Genomic DNA, 18,464 nt, shown 5'->3' with positions numbered 1-18,464 from the left:
TTTATGATTAGGCGCCTAATCATGTGGGTATCGACGATGCTCGAAGCCAAGCACCATGCCCTGCTGGACGAGGCACAGCGACGAGGCCATGCCAACGTCGCGCAGCTGCACCTGTGCTTACAGCTGCTGTCGCTGTCATCGTCGATCGATCGCGACTGCGCCACACGTCTGGCGCCACAGGGTCTCAGCGAGGGGCGCTTCATCGTGCTGTTCCTGCTGCACGGTGCAGGTGGCACGCTGCCGCCGCATGAACTTGCCGAGCGCGCAGGCGTCACCCGCGCCACCATCAGCGGCCTGCTCGATGGCCTGCAGCGCGAAGGCCTGCTGCAGCGTCGCAGCGATGCCGAGGATGGCCGCCGCCTGCAGATCGTGCTGACCGCAAAGGGCGCGCGTCTGGCCGAGTCATTGTTCGACCAGCACACGCAGTGGATCGGTGGCCTGTTCAATGGGCTCGAAGCTGGCGAACAGCAGCAGCTTTCGCAGCTGCTGCACAAGGTCTGGCAGCACACCGACGCCGGGCGTGAGACTGCGGCATGAGCGGTGCCATCGCCGCAGAGCGCCTGCGTGCGCTCAACCGTGGCAGCGTCGCGACGACCCATCTGGCCGAGTGCCTTGCAGTGGACTTCGCTGCGCTGCTGCAGGTGGTAGCCCCCGCACTTGGACCGGATGCGCTGCAACGCATGCGCGACGCTGCGGGAAAGGGCATCACCCGACGCATGGGTTTGGCCGCACAGCTGCTGCGCGGGGCGGGGCAGGGCACGCCTGCGCTCTGGCAGGCTCACAGCTCTGACACCGTGCGCGGCTGGGCCTGCTATCTGATCGGCAGCGATGCCTCTACACCGCTGGCAACGAAGCTGCAGGCGATGCGACCGCTGGCCGATGACCCGCACTTCGGCGTGCGCGAATGGGCGTGGCTGGCATTGCGTGCCGACATCGTTGCTGCGCCGATGCAGGCACTTGAGTACCTGCAGCCGTGGACGCATGACGCATCGCCGTACCTGCGTCGCTTCGCCTGCGAGGCGCTGCGCCCGCGCGGCGTCTGGGCCACGCATATCGCGCTGTTCAAGCAGCGTCCGGAACTTGCGTTGCCGGTGCTGGAAGCACTCGCCGACGATCCCGAGCGCTATGTGCAGGATTCGGTTGGCAACTGGCTCAACGATGCTGGCAGGACGCAGCCGCAGTGGCTGCTTGATCTCTGCACGCGCTGGCAGCGCGAACGCGACAGCGCTGCCAATGCCTACATCCGCAAGCGCGCACTGCGCTCGCTGCAATCCCGGTAGCGCCGGGCCATGCCCGGCGGACGCCAATCGACCACCTCAGGGAAGACCACCATGCCGCACACGCTCATCGAGCTCTACAGCGCCACCCCCGCCTGGACCACGCTGCCTCCCGAACAACGCGCGGCCTTCTTCGCCCTCATCGGCGCCGGTATGCAGCAGTTCGATCCGGCCCGCATCATGCCGCTGGCGATGGGCCGCATTGCCACGGGCGTACCGCGCGGCAGTGGTGAGCAGTTCTACGCGGTCTGGCGCTGCGCCAGCCGCGAGGAGGCCGACGCGCTGGTGGCGGGCATCGCCGCCACCGGCTGGCACGACTACTTCACCACCACCCATGCGGTAGGCGCGGTGGACGGCATGGCCCAGCACTTGGCTGATCTGGCTGCGCTGTAACGACGTGAAGAGCGCTCGCATGGCCCAGCCCACGGCATGGATGGCACATGCGCCTGTCACCGAGACACGGTAAACAGTGCATTGCCCATGTCCGTCCGCAGGGAAGTTGATCATGCAGAGCAAGCTCCAGGTCACGTTGTTCGGCCCTCTTGGTGCCAGCCCGGCGCTGCAGGTGCCGGGGCAGGAGGGGCCGTCGGTGGCCATTCCGGAAGCGACCCTGCGGCAGCTGGTCTCCGATCTTTACACCGCGCGCTCCCTGCTCAACCCCGAGCAGCTGGACGAAGCCAGGCAGGAGCTGGACCGCGTGCTGGAGCGCTGGGCGGACATCCATGAAGGCCTGCTGCTGGACGTGGAAGTGCATGGCAGATGAGCGACTTCGCATGCGTGCCGCCGCGTAGTCGTCCCAGACGGGCCCATCGCTGAACCGCGTTCCCAGTTGCGGATGAAACATTTTGCACTGCGCAAAAGCTGTGCTATCAATACAACCCATGAACGCAGCCCCCACCAGCTTTTACTGGTATTACTTTCCGAAGCCACTGGCGGAGGAAGGACTGCGCTCACCCTGAAGAAAGCTTCAGACGCATTCCCGAAAGCCGCCAGCGAACCTGGCGGCTTTTTTCATGCCGCCACGCTGGGGACCCCCAACGTTCCGGAGATCTCCCGCAATGCCCCCGCACACCGACGACCTGCGTATCCGCACCATCGAACCGCTGACACCGCCTGCCCAGCTGCTGGCGATGCTGCCCTGTGACGATGAAGCTTCCGACACCGTCAGCGCCTCGCGCGCGGCCCTGCACCAGATCCTGCACGGCCGTGACGACCGCTTGGCGGTGGTGGTGGGCCCGTGCTCGATCCACGACCCGAACGCTGCCATTGAGTACGCCCAGCGCCTGAAGCCGCTGCGCGACGCACTGGCCGGCGAACTGGAAATCGTCATGCGCGTGTACTTCGAGAAGCCGCGCACCACGGTGGGCTGGAAGGGCCTGATCAACGACCCGGACCTGGACGGCAGCTTCAAGATCGACAAGGGCCTGCGCATCGCCCGCGGCCTGCTGCGCGACATCAACAAGCTGGGCCTTCCGGCCGGTGTCGAGTTCCTCGACGTGATCTCGCCGCAGTACATCGCCGACCTGGTGGCATGGGGCGCGATCGGTGCGCGTACCACCGAGAGCCAGGTACACCGCGAGCTGGCTTCGGGGCTGTCGTGCCCGGTCGGCTTCAAGAACGGCACCGATGGCAACGTGAAGATCGCCGCTGACGCAGTGGGTGCGGCATCCAATCCGCATCACTTCCTGTCGGTCACCAAGCAGGGCGGCACGGCCATCGTGTCGACCACGGGCAACCCGGATTGCCATGTGATCCTGCGCGGTGGCAAGCAGCCGAACTACGACGCGGGCAGCGTTGCCGAGGCCTGCCAGGTGCTGGCCAAGTCCAAGCTGCCGACGCGTTTGATGATCGATGCCAGCCACGCCAACAGCCTGAAGAACCCGGAGAACCAGCCGAAGGTGATCGACGACATCGCCGTTCAGCTGGAAGACGGTGAACAGCGCATCGTTGGCGTGATGATCGAGAGCCATCTGGTCGGTGGCCGCCAGGAGCTGGTGGAAGGCCAGTCGCTGGTCTACGGGCAGAGCATCACCGATGGGTGCATCGATTGGGACACCACCGTGACGGTGCTGGAGCGACTGGCTGCGGCCGTGCGCGCCCGTCGCGACGTAAAGGTGTCCGAAGCCGCCTGAGTGCGGCACGTGTGTGGATGGCGGCCAGCGCCTGCGGGGGTGCGGCCGCGATCAGGGCCGGTCGGAGTTGGAGGCCGGCCCATCTGCACCGGCGATGCGCCTGGCGCTGCGCATGAGCGACAGCGCCAGGTACATCGCCGGGGTGGTGTACAGCGTCAGCCACTGGCTGACCAGCAACCCGCCCACAATGGCGATTCCCAGCGGTTGCCGGAGTTCCCAGCCTTCGCCGTTGGCCAGCATCAGCGGCAGCGTGCCCAGCAGCGCCGCCAGCGAGGTCATCAGGATCGGCCGCAGGCGCAATCGCGCTGCTTCCATCACCGCGTCCCGTGCAGTCAGGCCACGCCGCTCGCCGGCCAGCGCGAAGTCCACCAGCAGGATGGTGTTCTTCATCACCACACCGACCAGCAGGAACAGACCGAGCAGCGCGATCAGGTTCAGTTCGTTGCCGAACAGCCACAGCGCCAGCAGTGCGCCGATGCCGGCCGAGGGCAAGGTGGACAGGATCACCAGCGGCTGCAGGAAACTCTCGTAGAGGATGCCCAGCACCAGGTAGACCGCCAGCGTGGCGCCCAGCACCAGCCACAGCTGGCGGGAGCGCAGCTGCTCCAGGCCGCCGGCTTCGCCGGACAGTTTTCCCTGTACAGAACGTGGCAGCATCAGTTTCGACATCGCACCATCGATTGCCTGCGTGGCCTGTTCCAGGCCCACCCCCGGTGCCAGCGCGAACTCGATCCAGATCGAGGCGAACTGCTCACTGTGGTACACCCGGTCCGGTGCCATGCCATAGCGCCAGCTGGCGATGCTCGACAGCGGAATGCGCTGGCCGTTGCCATCGATCACCTGCAGGCGTGGCAGCGTGCCCGGGTCCTGGGTGTGCTTCGGGTCCAGCTCCATCACCACGCGGTACTGGTTGAGGCTGTCGTACAGCGTGGCGACCTGGCGCTGGCTGAAGGAGTTGTTGAGCATGTTGGCCACCGTGCGCAGGTCCACGCCGTGGCGCGCGGCTGCTTCGCGGTCGATGTCCAGCATCACCTGGCGCATGCCTGCTTCGCCCTGTGCTTCCACGTCCACCAGTTCGGGCAGGCCACGCAGCGCGGCAGCCACCTTCGGCGCCCATTCGCGCAGCGGTGCTGTATCGGCCGACAGCAGCTGGAACTCGTACTTGCCACTGCTGCCTGCGCCCTCCAGGCGGATGTCCTGGTCCACCCACAGATAGAGATTGCCGCCGGGCAGCTTGGGCAGCCGCGCGCGCAGGCGGTCAATCACCTCCTGGCTGGAGACCTTTCGCTCGGCCAGAGGCTTCATCTTGATCATGATGAAGGCGTTGTTGACCCCGTTGCTGCCACCGATGTAGCCGATGATGTCCTCAATGGCCGGGTCGGACAGCAACAGCTTCCTGTACGCATCGATCTTCGGTTGCATGGCCTGGAAGGACAGGCCGTCATCGCCACGGGCGAAGCCGCGCAGCTGCGCGGTGTCCTGCTTGGGCACGATGCCCTTGGGCACCTGCTGGAACAGCCACGTGTTGAGCGCGATGACTGCAACGAAGGCCAGCAACGGCCAGCGCAGCCGGCGCAGGCTGGCCTGCAGCGTGCGCAGGTAAGCGCCGCGCACGCGCTCGAACAGTGCATTGCTGCCGCGCTGCCAACGCGAGGGTTGCTGCGCGGCATCCACGAACAATCGTGCACACAGCATCGGAACCAGGCTCAGCGCGACCAGCACGGAGACCGTCATTGCCGCCACCAGGGTCAGCGAGAATTCGCGGAACAGGCGTTCGACGAAGTCATCCAGGAACAGGATGGCGACGAACACCACGGCCAGTGCAACGTTCATCGACAGCAGCGTGGCACCGACTTCCGATGCGCCACGCACCGCCGCCTGCCAGCGGTCCGCGCCGAGTTCGCGATGGCGGGCGATGTTCTCCAGCACCACGATGGCATCGTCCACCACCAGCACCGCCGCGACAATCAACGCCATCAGCGAGAGCGTGTTGAGCGAGAAGCCCATCAGCGCGATCAGCGCCAGCGTACCGAACAGCACCACCGGGATCGCCACGCTGGGCACCAGTGCAGCACGCCAGTGGCCGAGGAAGGCCAGCACCACCAGCACCACCAATACGATCGCCAGCACCAGGGTGACCTCTGCCTCATGCAGGGTGGCGCGGATTACCGGCGAGCGGTCCATCACCAGCCGCATGTCCACGCCGGAGGGCAGCAGTGCATGCAGCTGGGGCAGCTGCGCCTGGATGGCATCGACGGTAGCGATGATGTTGGCGCCGGGTTGGCGGCTGACGATCAGCAGCACGGCCGGGCGTTCGTTGTGGAAGCCGCTGGCATAGCGGTCCTCCACGCCATCGGCAACGGCGGCTACATCGCCCAGCCGCAGCGTGCGGTCGTCGCTCACCTTCAGAGCCAACTCGCGATACTGCGCGGCCTGGCGCAGTTGCAGCGGCGCTTCCAGCTGCCACTGCTGGTGCGCATCCCCCACCGCACCCAACGGGCGCACCGCATTGGCGCGGGCGATGACCTGGGCTACGTCTTCCAGCGCCAGCCCGGCGTGGTTCAGTGCGTTCGGATCCAGCGACACACGCACTGCCGGCAAGGCACTGCCGCCCACCTGCACTTCGCCCACGCCTGGTACCTGCGACAGCTTCTGCGCCAGCACGGTGGAGGCCAGGTCATACAGCTGGCCTGGCGAGCGCGTGTCCGAAGTCAGTGCCAGTGCCAGGATCGGTGCCTGCGAAGGATTCACCTTGCGGTACTGCGGCATGCCCGGCATGCCACTGGGCAGCTGGCCGCGAGCGAGGTTGATCGCGGCCTGCACTTCACGTGCGGCCTCATCGATATCACGGCCGAGCACGAACTTCAGTTCGATCTGGGTCTGGCCCTGGGTGCTGGCCGAATCGATGCGCGAGATGCCGGGCAGGCTGCCCAGCGCACGCTCCAACGGCGTGGCCACGGTGGCGGCCATCGATTCGGGCGAGGCGCCGGGCAGGCTGGCACTGACTTCAATGGCTGGGTAGTCCACCTGTGGCAGCGGCGCCACCGGCAACAGCCGCAGCGCCAGCAGGCCGGCCAGCACCAGTGCCACCGCCAGCAGGATCGTTGCTACCGGGCGCTGCACGCAGGCCTGCGCCAGGCGCGCGATGGGGGTCACGCGCGTGCCTCGTCAGCGCCCGTCGGGGCCGCTGCACGGCCACGCTGCAGGCGGTCGAAGGCCAGGTAGATCACCGGCGTGGTGAACAGCGTCAATACCTGGCTGACCAGCAGTCCGCCCACCATCACCCAGCCCAGTGGCTGCCGCAGCTCGGCGCCGGAACCGCTGGCCAGCATCAGCGGTACCGCGCCGAACAGTGCGGCCAGCGTGGTCATCAGGATCGGCCGGAAGCGCAGCAGCGCGGCCTGATGGATCGCCTCGCGTGGTGACATGCCGCGTGTGCGCTGCGCGTCCAGCGCGAAGTCGATCATCATGATCGCGTTCTTCTTCACCAGCCCGATCAGCAGCACGATGCCGATCACCGCGATCAGATCCAGGCTGCGTCCGCTCAGCCACAGTGCGGCCAATGCACCCACGGTGGCCGAGGGCAGGGTGGACAGGATGGTGATGGGATGGATGAAGCTCTCGTAGAGCACGCCCAGCACGATGTACATCACTACCACGGCCGCCAGGATCAGCCACAACGTGGACGATAGCGAGCTGCTGAAGGCGGCCGCCGCGCCCTGCAGGCGAAGTTCGATGCTCTGCGGCAGATTCACCTGCGCGCGCGCGGCGAGCACGGCATCCACCGCTTCGCCCAGCGAAGCGCCCGGGGCAAGATTGAACGAAAGCGTAGCCGCCGGGAACTGGCCCACGTGATTGCGCAGCAGCGCGGACGGACCCACCTCTACACGCGCTACCGAACCCAGCGGCACGGTCTGCCCGGCGCTGTTGCGCACGCGCAGGCCGGTGATGGCTTCCGGTCCCGGCTGGCGCGACGGATCGGCTTCCAGCACCACCCGGTATTGGCTGGCCTGGGTGAAGATGGTTGAAATCTGGCGCTGCCCATAGGCGTCGTACAGGGCATCGGCTACCGCTTCCACGCTTACGCCCAGGCGCGCCGCCGCATCGCGGTCGATCGCCACGCGCGCCTGCCGCCCCTGCATCTGCAGATCGCTGGACACATCACGCAGCGCCGGCGACTGGCGCAAGGCCTGCAGAAGCTTCGGTGTCCAGCTTTCCAGCGCTTCCAGATCCGGCGTGGTCAGGGTGAACTGGTACTGGTTGCGGCTGATGCGGTCTTCGATGCCCAGTTCCTGCACCGGTTGCAGGTACAGGGTGATGCCGGGAATCTTCGCCACGCGCTGCTGCAGCCGTTCCATCACGACGGCGGCACCGTCGCGGTCGCCATGCGGTTTCAGTTCGATCAGCAGGCGGCCGGTGTTGAGCGTGGCGTTGTTGCCGTCCACGCCGATGTAGGACGAGACGCTGGCCACTGCCTCGTCGGCTTCGATGGCCGCCGCCAGCGCCTGCTGGCGCTCGCGCATGGCCTGGAACGAGATAGCCTGTGGTGCCTCGCTGATGCCTTGCACCAGGCCGGCATCCTGCACCGGGAAGAAACCCTTGGGCACGGCGAAGTACAGCGCTACGGTCAGTGCCAGCGTCGCCACCGTGGCCAGCAGCATCAGCGGCTGGCGCTGCAGCACCCAGCGCAGCTGGCGGTCGTAAAGGGTGATGACGCGGTCGAAGACATCTTGTTTTGGGGTCGGAGCCCTGGCTGGATCCGACCCCTGGACCGGGGTCAGATCCCCGTGGGGCTCTGACCCCTTCGCATGCGGCTTCAGGAAGCGCGCGCACAGCATCGGCGTCAGCGTCAGCGAGACCAGCAGCGAGATGCCGATGGCTACCGCCAGCGTCACCGCGAACTCATGGAACAGCGCGCCCACCAGGTCGGCCATGAACAGCAGCGGGATCAGTACCGCGATCAGCGAGACCGTCAAGGAGACCAGAGTGAAGCCGATTTCCGCTGCACCCCTGAGCGCCGCCTCGCGGGGGCTTTCGCCGTCCTCCAGATGGCGGGCGATGTTCTCCAGCATCACGATGGCGTCGTCCACCACGAAGCCGGTGGCGATGGTCAGTGCCATCAGCGTGAGGTTGTTGAGCGAATAGCCGGCCAGCAGCATCACCGAGAAGGTGCCGACCAGCGACAGCGGCACTGCAACGCTGGGAATCAGTGTGGCCGGCAGATTGCGCAGGAACACCCAGGTGACCAGCACCACCAGCGCGATGGCCAGCACCAGTTCCTTCTGCACGCCGCGCACCGACGCGCGGATCGATTCGGTGCGGTCACTCAGCACGTCCATCTGCACGCCGGCCGGCAGCGTGGTCTGCAGCTGCGGCAGCAATGCTCGCACCTGCTCGACCACGGCGATCACGTTGGCACCGGGCTGGCGCTGGATGTTCACCAGAACTGCCGGCGTAGTGCCGCTCCAGGCGGCCAGCTGTCGGTTCTCAGCGCCATCGCTGATGGTGGCCACATCGCCCAGCCGTAGTGGCGCGCCGTCACGCCAGGCCAGTACCAGCGCGCGGTATTCGGCCACGCTGCGCATCTGATCGTTGGCGTCGAGCATCACCGCTCGGATCGGGCCATCGAAGCTGCCCTTGGGCAGGTTGACGTTGGCCGCAGCAATCGCGGTACGGATGTGGTCCATGCCCAGGCCGTTGGCGGCCAGTGCCGCTGGATTGACCTGGATGCGCACTGCAGGGCGCTGGCCGCCGGCCAGGCTGACCAGCCCGACGCCGGGCAGCTGCGCCAGACGCTGGGCAATGCGCGTATCGACCAGATCGTGCACCTGCGGCAGCGACAGTCCCTGCGAGGTCACCGCCAATGTCAGGATCGGTGTGTCGGCCGGGTTGACCTTGCGGTACACCGGCGGTACCGGCAGGTCTCCGGGAAGGAAGCTGCCTGCCGCGTTGATGGCGGCCTGCACGTCCTGCTCGGCCACGCCCAGCGACACCTCCAGCCCGAACTGCAGGGTAATGACCGAGGCGCCGCCGGAACTGGTCGACGACAGTTGTTTCAGACCGGGAATCTGCCCGAGCTGGCGTTCCAGCGGCGCGGTGATGGTGCGTGTGGTCAGTTCCGGGCTGGCCCCCGGATACAGCGTTGTGATCTGGATGATCGGATAGTCGACCTGCGGCAGTGCGGCCACCGGCAGCAGGCGGTAGGCCAGTACACCGGACAGCAGCAACGCCACCATCAGGAGAGTCGTTGCGACCGGGCGCAGGATGAACGGGCGCGAGAGATTCATGCGCCGGCCTTGATCGCGGCCTCCTCGGTGATGATCTCCACCGCCGTGCCGTCTTCCAGCCCGTCGATGCCTTCGATCACCACCTGGTCGCCGGCCACCAGTCCGGAGCGCACGGCCACGCGTCCATCGTCGGCCGGACCGAGCACCACGTTGCGGCGCTGTGCCTTGTTGTCCTTGTCGACGATATGCACGTAGTTGCCCTGGCTGCCGAACTGCACGGCGGCATCGGGAATCAGCAGCGCGCGCTGCTCGCCCAGTTGCAGGCGGACGTTGACGAACTGGTTGGGGAACAGCGCCAGATCGTGGTTGTCGAAGTGCGCACGCAGTTTCAGCGTGCCAGTGGCGGTATCGATGCGGTTGTCGACACTGGACAGCGCGCCACTGGCAAGCTGCCGGCCTTCTTCGCGGTCCCAGGTTTCCACTGCCAGCGCCGGTTGCACCTGCACGGCATCGAGCAGCGCCGGCAGCTCGGGTTCGGGCACGGTGAACAGAACGCTGATCGGTGCGGTCTGTGCCAGCGTCACCAGGCCTTCGGCATCGCTGGCGCGTACCAGGTTGCCCACGTCCAACCGGCGCAGCCCGACGCGGCCACTGACCGGTGCGGTGATGCGGGTGTACTGCAGCTGCAGGCGCGCCTCGTCAACAGACGCCTGATCGCTGAGGCGGCGGCCCTGCAGCTGGCGCACCTTGCTCTGCTGGTCGCTCAGTTCCTGCCCGGACACGTAGTTCTGCTTCTGCAGTTCGCGGTAGCGCTGCAGCTGGCGCTCGGCGTTCTCCAGCTCGGCCAGGTTCTGTTGCTGGGTGCCCTTGGCCTGCGCCAGCTTCACTTCATACGGGCGCGGGTCGATCTGCGCCAGCAGATCGCCGGCCTTCACCTGCTGGCCTTCCTGGAAATGCAGTCGCAGCAGTTCGCCATCCACACGGCTGCGTACCACCACGCTGTGCAGCGGCGTGACCGTACCGACCGCCTTCAGGCGCAGTACCAGCGGCTCGGCGCTGGCGCGGGCGATGCGCACGGGTACCGTCTTGCCGGGTGCATCGTCGCCGGCACCGGCCTCCGTGCGTGGCCAGAACCCCCACAGCAGGCCGCCGGCAAGGGCAACGCCCAGCATGATCAGCAACGGGCGGGCACGACGGAAGCGGGAGTTTTCGGCGACAGACATGGGGCATCCTGCGCCCTGCGCGCGCAGGGACATGCGGGCCCGTCGGTGCGTTCACGGCACCACGGGCAGCGGGGAGGGAGTGTCTGGCGGGGCCGCGGGCGCGGCGTGGCTGGATGCCGTCGCGGCAGCGACGGGGCGACAATGGTAGCCAATCACCCTGGCCAATGCCGCATGACCAACGTCATGCAACGCAATCGGTAGTGCCGGCCGCTGGCCTGCAACCGGCTGGAATCTGCGGGCGTGCGCCGTGTTTCCGGTCAGCGGCCGGCACTACCATCAAGCAATCAATGCACTTCGTCGTGATAGACGAACTTCGGCATTTCCCAGCGGTAGTGGATCGCCAGCAGGCGCAGCGCGAAGCCGCCGCCCAGGCAGCACAGGATCGCGGTAGCGTCGGCCACGCCCCAGTGCAGCAGCAACAGGTAGGCCGCGCCGGTCAGCAGCGCGATGATCGCGTACAGCTCTTTCTGGAAGATCAGCGGCACCTCGTTGCAGAGGATGTCGCGCAGCACGCCGCCGAAGGCGCCTGTCAGCATGCCGGCAATCAGCACGATCGGCATGGCATGGCCGGCCTCACGTGCGATCGAGCAGCCGATCAGGGTGAAGGCGATCAGGCCCAGGCCATCGAGCACCAGGAAGGTGCGGCGGAAGTGGTGCATCCAGCGTGCGACCCAGGTGGCGATCAGCGCCGCACACACGGTGAAGCCCAGGTACTCGGGATGCTTCACCCAGCCCAGCGGATAGTGGCCGAGCAGGATGTCGCGCAGTGATCCGCCGCCGAGGGCGGTGACGCAGGCGATCATGACCACACCGAACAGGTCCATGCGGCGGCGGCCGGCGGACAGCGCGCCGGTCATGGCTTCGGCGGAAATAGCGATCAGGTAGATGATGGACAACAGCATGGGACAGGCTCCGGGCGCGGTGGGGCCGGCCATGCGCCACTATCGCCATTGCCTGCGCAATGACGGGATGACGATGACCGGTGCCGCTCCCGCTGTCCTTTTGCCTGAGAGTTCAGCGGCATGGGCCGCGTGCCCCTTCGGCGGATCGTCCCGGGCGTGCCCGGTGACCTCTCTCCAGCTCGGCGAGTCGAATGCATGGTTGGTGGGATTCCAGCCCACCGGCCTGAGCGATCATGGGAGCCTGCGCCTTCGGCGGGCGCCAGCGCGGCGCCTCTCTCCTGCATTCGGGCGCCAGTATATCCGCTGCAGTGCAGCACGGCATAATCCGGGCATGGCACCGTCCCTCCGCCCGTGGTTCCTGTACCTGCTCGAATGCCGCGATGGCAGCTACTACGCCGGCATCAGCACCGACGTGGACGCGCGTTTCGCTGCCCACCAGGCCGGAAAGGGCGCGCGTTACACCCGGTCGCGGCCACCACTGCGGGTCCTGGCGGTGCGCGAGTACCCGGACCGAGCAGCGGCCTCACGTGCCGAATGGGAGCTCAAGCGGCAGCCGCGCGAACGCAAACTGGCCTGGCTGTTGCAGTAGATCCACGCCATGCGTGGATGGGGCGCATCCGGCCATGCCATGATCGCCCAGCCTTCAGCGCTGGAGACCCGGATGTCCACCGTTGCCCTGTTGTTCGCACTTTCCGCAGCAGCAAGCCCTGCCGCCGACGCCGCCACGATCGCAGCCATCGAAGCCACCTGCCATGACTACGTGGATGGCCAGCTGGAGGCCGACCCGCAGCGCGTCGCCCGTTCCCTGCATCCGGACCTGGCCAAACGTGCGGTGCTCGGTGATACACCGGACGAACGCCTGGGCCTGCGCCGGATGTCGAAGGAAGAGCTGGTTGCGTTGACGAAGCAGGGCGCGTTGAAGACCCCGAAAGATCAATGGGATCGCCGCTGCACGGTGCTGGACGTGACCGGCAACGCCGCATCGGTGCGGCTGGAAACCCCGTGGTTCGTCGACTACTTCCACATGGGCCGCTTCGAGCAGCGCTGGGTGATCGTCAACGCGCTGTGGTACCCGAAGCCGAAGGCGCCGTGAGCCGAGCATGGGCTCGGCTCTACAGGAACATGCGTGCGGCCCTAGCGCCTCGGCCGCCGGTCTTCCTGGTCATCACCGAAGATGATGCGCGCGCTGCGCTGGTAGCTCCAGTACGCCACGGCCCAGTTCAGCAGCACCACGATGCGGTTGCGGAAACCGATCAGGAAGAACACGTGCGCGGCCAGCCAGAACCACCAGGCGAGGATGCCCGAGAGCTGCAGCCTGCCCAAGTGCACGATTGCAGCCATGCGGCCGATGGTGGCGAGGTTGCCGAAGTCGGCGTACTTGAAGGGACCTGGCGCCGGCTTGTCGTGCAGGCGCGCGCGGAGCACCTCGGCCACGTACTTGCCCATCTGCTTGGCGGCGGGCGCAACGCCGGGTACCGGCTTGCCGTTGGCCTGGTTCAGCACGGCCAGATCGCCGGCCACGAACAGCTCCGGATGGCCAGGCAGTGTCAGGTCGGGTTGCACCTGCACGCGGCCGGCGCGGTCCAGCGGCACGTCCAGTGTACGCGCCAGCGGTGAAGCAGCCACACCGGCGGCCCATACCACCGTGCGTGCCGGCACGAATTGATCGCCGAGCTTGAAGCCCTGGCTGTCGATGTCGCTCACCGGGGTGCCGGTCAGCACTTCCACGCCCAGTTTCTCCAGTTGTCGGCGTGCCTTCAGCGAAAGCACTTCCGGGAACGAAGACAACACGCGTGGGCCAGCTTCGACCAGCCGCACCTTGGCGCTGGCCGGATCGATATGGCGGAACTCGTTGCGCAGCGTATGCCGTGCGATCTCTGCCAGGGTGCCTGCCAGTTCAACACCGGTGGGGCCACCGCCGACCACGGCGAAGCTCAGCCACGCCGCCTTCTTCGCCGGGTCCGGTTCGGCCTCGGCACGTTCGAACGCCAGCAACAGCTTGCGGCGCAGCGCGATGGCATCGTCCAGGGTCTTCAGGCCGGGGGCATCATCGGCCCACTGGTCGTTGCCGAAGTAGGCGTGGGTGGCGCCTGTGGCCAGCAGCAGGGTGTCGTAGTCCAGCGTGCTGCCATCGGCCATGCGGATCTGTCGGGCCTGCTTGTCGATGGTGACCACTTCGCCGAGACGGACTTCCACATTGCGCTGGTGGCCGAGGATGTGGCGCAGCGGTGCGGCGATATCCGGCGCGGACAGGCCGGCGGTGGCCACCTGGTACAGCAGCGGCTGGAACAGATGGTGGTTGCGGCGGTCGACCAGGGTGATGCGTATGCGCTCGCGGGCCAGGGCACGGGTGGCCCAGAGACCGGCAAAACCGCCGCCGACAACAACCAGGTGGGGAACGCGCTCGCGACTCATCGACTCACTCCAGTGGGGGCATGGGGGAAGCGCTTGGCATCTTCGCACGGCAGGCGGTTGTCACGTCAGCGCCCGCGCGGATCGGCGATACTCGGGTTCAGGCAACCGCCCGCGAGGAATCCATGAGCGAACCGGAAAAGCGCATCGCCCTGTTGATCGACGCCGACAATGCGCCGGCATCGAAAATCGACGAGGTCCTGGCCGAAGTCGCCCGCTACGGCGTGGCCAACGTTCGCCGTGCCTATGGCAACTGGAAGAGCCCACGGTTGAAGGGATGGGAGGCGGTGCTGCACGAGTACGCGATCCGTCCGATCCAGCAGTTCGCCTACAGCAAGGGCAAGAATGCTTCGGACATGGCGATGGTGATCGATGCCATGGACCTGCTGTACGCGCGCAATCTGGATGGCTTCGCCATCGTGTCCAGCGATGCCGATTTCACCCCGATGGTGATGCGCCTGCTGACCGATGGCGTGAAGGTCTATGGCTTCGGCGAAAAGAAGACGCCGGAGCCGTTCGTCAACGCCTGCTCGAAGTTCACCTATCTGGAGGCGTTGGGGCAGACTCATGCCAGCGTGCAGGATGCGGAACAGTCATCGAACGAACAGGCACCGAACGAGCCGGTGGCCAACGACGATGCGCGTCCGCGCAAGAGCGGCGCGGAAATGCGCAGCGATACGCGTCTGGTGAAGATGCTGCGACGCGCGGTGTCCTCGGCCGAGGGCGAGGATGGCTGGTCGCACCTGGGCCCGGTCGGCAGCCAGATCGGCAACCAGGCCTCGTTCGACCCGCGCAACTACGGTTACGGCAAGCTCAGCGACCTGCTGGCCGCGATTGGCCTGTTCGAGCTGAAAAAGGACGGCAAGTCCTCCTACGTGCGCGCGCTGCCGAAGAAGAACCGGTAGCGCCAGAAGAACCGGTAGCGCCGGGCCATGCCCGGCGGGTGCGCGAGGGAGTCATGCCACTCGCACATCCGCATGCCGATCAGGCGTATCGTTGCCGCTCGCATTGCCAGCAAGGAAAACCCGCATGTTGAAGATCTGGGGCCGTCGCAATTCCAGCAACGTCCGCAAGGTGCTGTGGTGCGCCGAGGAGATCGGCCTGCCGTATGAGTCCATCGAAGTCGGTGGCAGCCACGGCGGCACGCAGACGCCGGAATACCAGGCGATGAATCCCAACAGCCTGGTGCCGGTGATCGAGGACCACGGCCTGCCGCTGTGGGAATCGAACGCCATCGTGCGCTACCTGAGCGCGCGTTACGCGCTGGGCACGCTGTACGCCGAGGACCCGATGGAACGCGCCCAGGCCGAGAAGTGGATGGACTGGAGCACATCGCGGATGGCGCCGCTGTACACCGACCTGATCTGGGGCATCATGCGCACCGCCCAGGCGGACCGCGACGAAGCACGGATCAACGCCGCCATCGTGCGTGCCGGTGACTACCTGGCGATGGCTGACGCCACGCTGGCCAGGCAGCCGTGGCTGTCGGGCGAGACGTTCGCGATGGGTGACATCCCACTCGGCTCGCTGATCTACGCGTGGTTCGAACTGCCGATCCAGCGCCCGGAACTGCCGCACCTGGCCGACTGGTACGCGCGCCTGCGCGAACGCCCGGCGTACCAGCGCGGCGTGATGTCGCCGCTGACGTAAGCGGAAACGGTAGCGCCGGGCCATGCCCGGCGGACGCGGTGCGCGCAGAATCCGCCGGGCATGGCCCGGCGCTACCGTCCGCGTGCCCTCAATACAGATCCGTCGGATCCACGTCCAGCGACCAGCGCACCTTGCGTGCTTCCGGCAGCGCGTACAACTGCGGCACCAAGTGCGAAAGCACGCCATGCAACGGCGGCCGCTGCAGCGCAGACAGCAGCAGCTGGGTGCGCTGGTAGCCGGCGCGGCGCGGCATCGGCGCCGGCATCGGCCCGTAGGCCTCGACCGCGTTCTGTTCGCCCAGCAATTGCCGCGCGGCCAGCAGGAAGGCATTGGCGTGCTCCACCTGCTGGGCTTCGGCGCGCATCAACGCCAGGTGCGCGAACGGTGGGAATCCAGCCGCCTCGCGCTGGTTCAACTCGGCCTGCGCGAACGGGTGGTAGCCGCCGCTCACCAGCGTTTCCAGCAACGGATGCCCGGGATGGTGGGTCTGCAGCCAGACTTCGCCGGGATCGCGTGCGCGGCCGGCGCGGCCAGCGACCTGGATCAGCTGCTGTGCCAGTTTTTCACTGGCACGGAAGTCGGCCGAGAACAGCCCTTCGTCGATGCCCACCACCACCACCAGAGTCAGCTTGGGCAGGTCGTGGCCCTTGGCCAGGATCTGCGTGCCGACCAGGATGCCGGGCTGATCGCCCAGTTTCGCCAGCTGCTGTTCCAGCGCGTCGCGTCGCGACGTGGTGCCGCGGTCGATGCGCACCACCGGGAATTCGGCGAAGGCCGCAGTGAGGTGCTCTTCCAGGCGTTCGGTGCCGATACCCTGCGGCTGCAGCGCCAGGCTGCCGCAGGCCGGGCAGGCCAGCGGTGCCGGTTGCCGCGCACCGCAGTGGTGGCATTGCAGGCGACGACCGCCACCATGCACGGTCATCGGAGCATCGCAGCGGTTGCAGGGCGCGGTCCAGCCGCAGTCATGGCACAGCAGCACCGGCGCGTAACCGCGGCGGTTCTTGAATACCAGCACCTGCTGGCCGCGCTTGAGATGCTCGCCGATGCCGGCCAGTACGTCGGCCGACAAACCGTCATGCAGCGGCCGTTTGCGTACATCCAGGATGCGCACGCGCGGTGGCCGTGCGTCGCCGGCACGCTGCTTCAGGCGCAGGTGGGTGTAGCGCCCGGCATAGGCGTTGTGCAGGGTTTCCAGCGACGGCGTGGCGCTGCCCAGCAGCACCGGGATGCCCAATGCCTTGGCCCGCACCAGAGCGAAATCGCGCGCGTGATAGCGGATGCCGTCCTGCTGCTTGTAGCTGCCGTCGTGTTCCTCGTCAACGATCAGCAGGCCGGCTTGCGGCAATGGCGTGAACACCGCCGAGCGGGTGCCGACGATGACCCGAGCTTCACCGCGAGAGGCGGCCGCCCAGACGCGCGCGCGCTCGTTGTCATTCAACCCCGAGTGCAGCGCGTGCACGGCGATGCCGAGACGGCCGCGAAAGCGTGCCAGGGTCTGCGGAGTCAGGCCGATTTCCGGCACCAGCACCAGCGCCTGCTTGCCCTGTGCCAGGCAATGGATGATCGCCTGCAGGTACACCTCGGTCTTGCCGCTGCCGGTCACGCCATCCAGCAGGAACGGCTGGAAACCCTCGGTGGCGTTGATCGCGGCCACGGCCTCGGCCTGGTCCGGATTGAGGGTGGGGCCGGGCAGCGGTTGCGCGTGTTGCGGGGCCACACTCAGGGCGACGCGCTCGGCCAGCTCACGCTTGGCCAGGCTGCGCGCAGCGGTGCGCCAGTCCTGCATGCGTTCACCCAGCACGTCTTCGTCCACTGTGGCCTCGGCCAGCAGCTCGGCCAGTTGCCGGGGGCGGCTGCCAGCGCGCAGCTTCCCGCGCTGCAGGTGTCCTTCGGCGGTCAGTTGCCAGCCCCAGTGATGGGTATCGGGCAGGGCTTCACCATGGCGCAGCGGGCCAGGCAGGGCGGTGCTAAGCACCTCGCCCAGCGGCGCATGGGTATAGCGCGACAGCCACTGCAGGCTCTGCCACAGCTCGCCCTGCAGCAGCGGCTGCGGGTCGCACCACGCCAGCGCCTGGCGCAGGCCCTGGCCGTCGTCGGTCTGGCCGTGGCCGGCCACCACGCCGACCAGCTCGCGGTTGCCGAATGGCACCTTCAGGCGGCAGCCAACCGCCACCGCGGGAGCCTCACCCTCCGGCGACAGGTAGTCGAACAGGCGGGGCAGGGGGACGGGCAGGGCGACCTGCAGGGTCGGAATCGGTGAAAGCATCGGGCCAGTGTAACGGGCCATGCGCACGCGGATGGCAGGCGCGAAGGCGCCCGGGCGACGCCCGTTGAATCATAAATGTCACCTAAATATCGGTGTCCATTGGAGATTCAGTCTTATCCACATGTTCTGTGGATAAGACTGTGCGTTAACGGTCGGCGGGCGCGCGGGAGGCCGATGGCGACGGCCTCACGCTTGGGTTGGTCAAAAAATAGCCACACTTCAAAGTCAAGTAAAATCAATAACTTAAGTGTGAAACATTGCTGAAACAGAGTGAATTCAGCTGGATGCCGCAGTTTCCCGTGCGAGGGCCGTGGTGCTGTGCACAACCTGCAGCACGAAGTACCTGCGGGCGCAAGTCCTGCCGGGCGCCGATGG

15 protein-coding genes and 2 riboswitches are annotated in these 18,464 nt (G+C 67.0%); of the genes, 9 read left to right on the top strand and 6 right to left on the bottom strand.

Annotation, left to right across the window (positions count from 1 at the left end):
- Positions 1-36 precede the first annotated feature (36 nt).
- The 5 genes from V9K93_RS06830 (at position 37) to V9K93_RS06810 (ending at position 3,409) form a co-directional block, all read left to right on the top strand.
- A complete protein-coding gene (locus tag V9K93_RS06830; protein ID WP_136638577.1) occupies positions 37-537 on the top strand; it encodes a MarR family winged helix-turn-helix transcriptional regulator in 501 nt (166 codons plus the stop codon).
- Positions 534-1,280, top strand: a complete 747-nt coding sequence (locus V9K93_RS06825; RefSeq protein WP_136638559.1) for a DNA alkylation repair protein — start codon at positions 534-536, stop codon at positions 1,278-1,280. Before V9K93_RS06830 ends, V9K93_RS06825 begins: the two co-directional genes overlap by 4 nt.
- Positions 1,281-1,331: 51 nt before the next feature.
- Positions 1,332-1,670 (top strand): DUF6616 family protein, encoded by a 339-nt coding sequence (locus V9K93_RS06820; RefSeq protein ID WP_046984243.1) that lies wholly within the window; start codon positions 1,332-1,334, stop codon positions 1,668-1,670.
- A gap of 112 nt (positions 1,671-1,782) precedes the next feature.
- On the top strand, positions 1,783-2,040 hold the full coding sequence (locus V9K93_RS06815; RefSeq protein ID WP_046984244.1) for a hypothetical protein: 258 nt from the start codon (positions 1,783-1,785) through the stop codon (positions 2,038-2,040).
- Positions 2,041-2,335: 295 nt separating this feature from the next.
- Entirely contained in the window at positions 2,336-3,409 is a 1,074-nt protein-coding gene (locus V9K93_RS06810) for a 3-deoxy-7-phosphoheptulonate synthase (protein ID WP_337302250.1), read from the top strand.
- Between the two features lie 51 nt (positions 3,410-3,460).
- On the opposite strand, the gene V9K93_RS06805 is transcribed toward V9K93_RS06810, so the two are convergent.
- From V9K93_RS06805 to V9K93_RS06790, 4 genes are all read right to left on the bottom strand, one after another.
- Positions 3,461-6,565, bottom strand: a complete 3,105-nt coding sequence (locus V9K93_RS06805) for an efflux RND transporter permease subunit (RefSeq protein ID WP_337302249.1) — start codon at positions 6,563-6,565, stop codon at positions 3,461-3,463.
- Positions 6,562-9,696, bottom strand: a complete 3,135-nt coding sequence (locus tag V9K93_RS06800) for a multidrug efflux RND transporter permease subunit (RefSeq protein WP_337302248.1) — start codon at positions 9,694-9,696, stop codon at positions 6,562-6,564. Before V9K93_RS06800 ends, V9K93_RS06805 begins: the two co-directional genes overlap by 4 nt.
- Complete coding sequence (locus tag V9K93_RS06795; RefSeq protein WP_046984247.1) at positions 9,693-10,859, bottom strand: MdtA/MuxA family multidrug efflux RND transporter periplasmic adaptor subunit; 1,167 nt, start codon at positions 10,857-10,859, stop codon at positions 9,693-9,695. Before V9K93_RS06795 ends, V9K93_RS06800 begins: the two co-directional genes overlap by 4 nt.
- A 284-nt stretch (positions 10,860-11,143) precedes the next feature.
- Positions 11,144-11,761 (bottom strand): trimeric intracellular cation channel family protein, encoded by a 618-nt coding sequence (locus tag V9K93_RS06790; protein ID WP_005411215.1) that lies wholly within the window; start codon positions 11,759-11,761, stop codon positions 11,144-11,146.
- 84 nt (positions 11,762-11,845) lie between these two features.
- Positions 11,846-11,949: riboswitch (glycine riboswitch) on the bottom strand.
- Positions 11,950-11,962: 13 nt separating this feature from the next.
- Positions 11,963-12,052: riboswitch (glycine riboswitch) on the bottom strand.
- Positions 12,053-12,092: 40 nt separating this feature from the next.
- Between V9K93_RS06790 and V9K93_RS06785 the strand changes: the two genes are divergently transcribed.
- Together V9K93_RS06785 and V9K93_RS06780 are read left to right on the top strand one after the other, a co-directional pair.
- Positions 12,093-12,350, top strand: coding sequence for a GIY-YIG nuclease family protein (locus tag V9K93_RS06785; protein ID WP_295380731.1), 258 nt, complete (start codon positions 12,093-12,095; stop codon positions 12,348-12,350).
- Between the two features lie 72 nt (positions 12,351-12,422).
- Positions 12,423-12,854: a nuclear transport factor 2 family protein gene (locus V9K93_RS06780; RefSeq protein WP_046984249.1), complete on the top strand. Its 432-nt coding sequence runs from the start codon at positions 12,423-12,425 to the stop codon at positions 12,852-12,854.
- Positions 12,855-12,895: 41 nt separating this feature from the next.
- Here the strand turns inward: V9K93_RS06780 and V9K93_RS06775 are convergent, their stop codons facing one another.
- Positions 12,896-14,176 carry an NAD(P)/FAD-dependent oxidoreductase gene (locus tag V9K93_RS06775; protein WP_046984250.1) on the bottom strand — a complete coding sequence of 427 codons (1,281 nt, stop codon included), beginning with the start codon at positions 14,174-14,176 and terminating at the stop codon, positions 12,896-12,898.
- Between the two features lie 122 nt (positions 14,177-14,298).
- Here V9K93_RS06775 and V9K93_RS06770 point away from each other — a divergent pair, with 122 nt between their 5' ends.
- Positions 14,299-15,078, top strand: coding sequence for an NYN domain-containing protein (locus V9K93_RS06770; RefSeq protein WP_046984251.1), 780 nt, complete (start codon positions 14,299-14,301; stop codon positions 15,076-15,078).
- 124 nt (positions 15,079-15,202) lie between these two features.
- The gene (locus V9K93_RS06765) at positions 15,203-15,823 is read left to right on the top strand and encodes a glutathione S-transferase family protein (RefSeq protein ID WP_337302247.1); all 621 of its coding nucleotides are present in this window, start codon (positions 15,203-15,205) and stop codon (positions 15,821-15,823) included.
- Between the two features lie 88 nt (positions 15,824-15,911).
- Here V9K93_RS06765 and V9K93_RS06760 read toward each other — a convergent pair whose 3' ends face one another.
- Positions 15,912-18,089, bottom strand: coding sequence for a primosomal protein N' (locus V9K93_RS06760; protein WP_337302402.1), 2,178 nt, complete (start codon positions 18,087-18,089; stop codon positions 15,912-15,914).
- Between the last annotated feature and the right edge of the window lie 375 nt (positions 18,090-18,464).

The sequence above is a fragment of the Stenotrophomonas sp. CCNWLW162 genome (assembly GCF_037203745.1).
In the GTDB taxonomy this organism is placed as follows: Bacteria; Pseudomonadota; Gammaproteobacteria; order Xanthomonadales; family Xanthomonadaceae; genus Stenotrophomonas; species Stenotrophomonas maltophilia_AQ.
The sequence above is the reverse complement of the archived record's forward strand: the minus strand, read 5'-3'. Positions and strand labels throughout refer to the sequence as shown.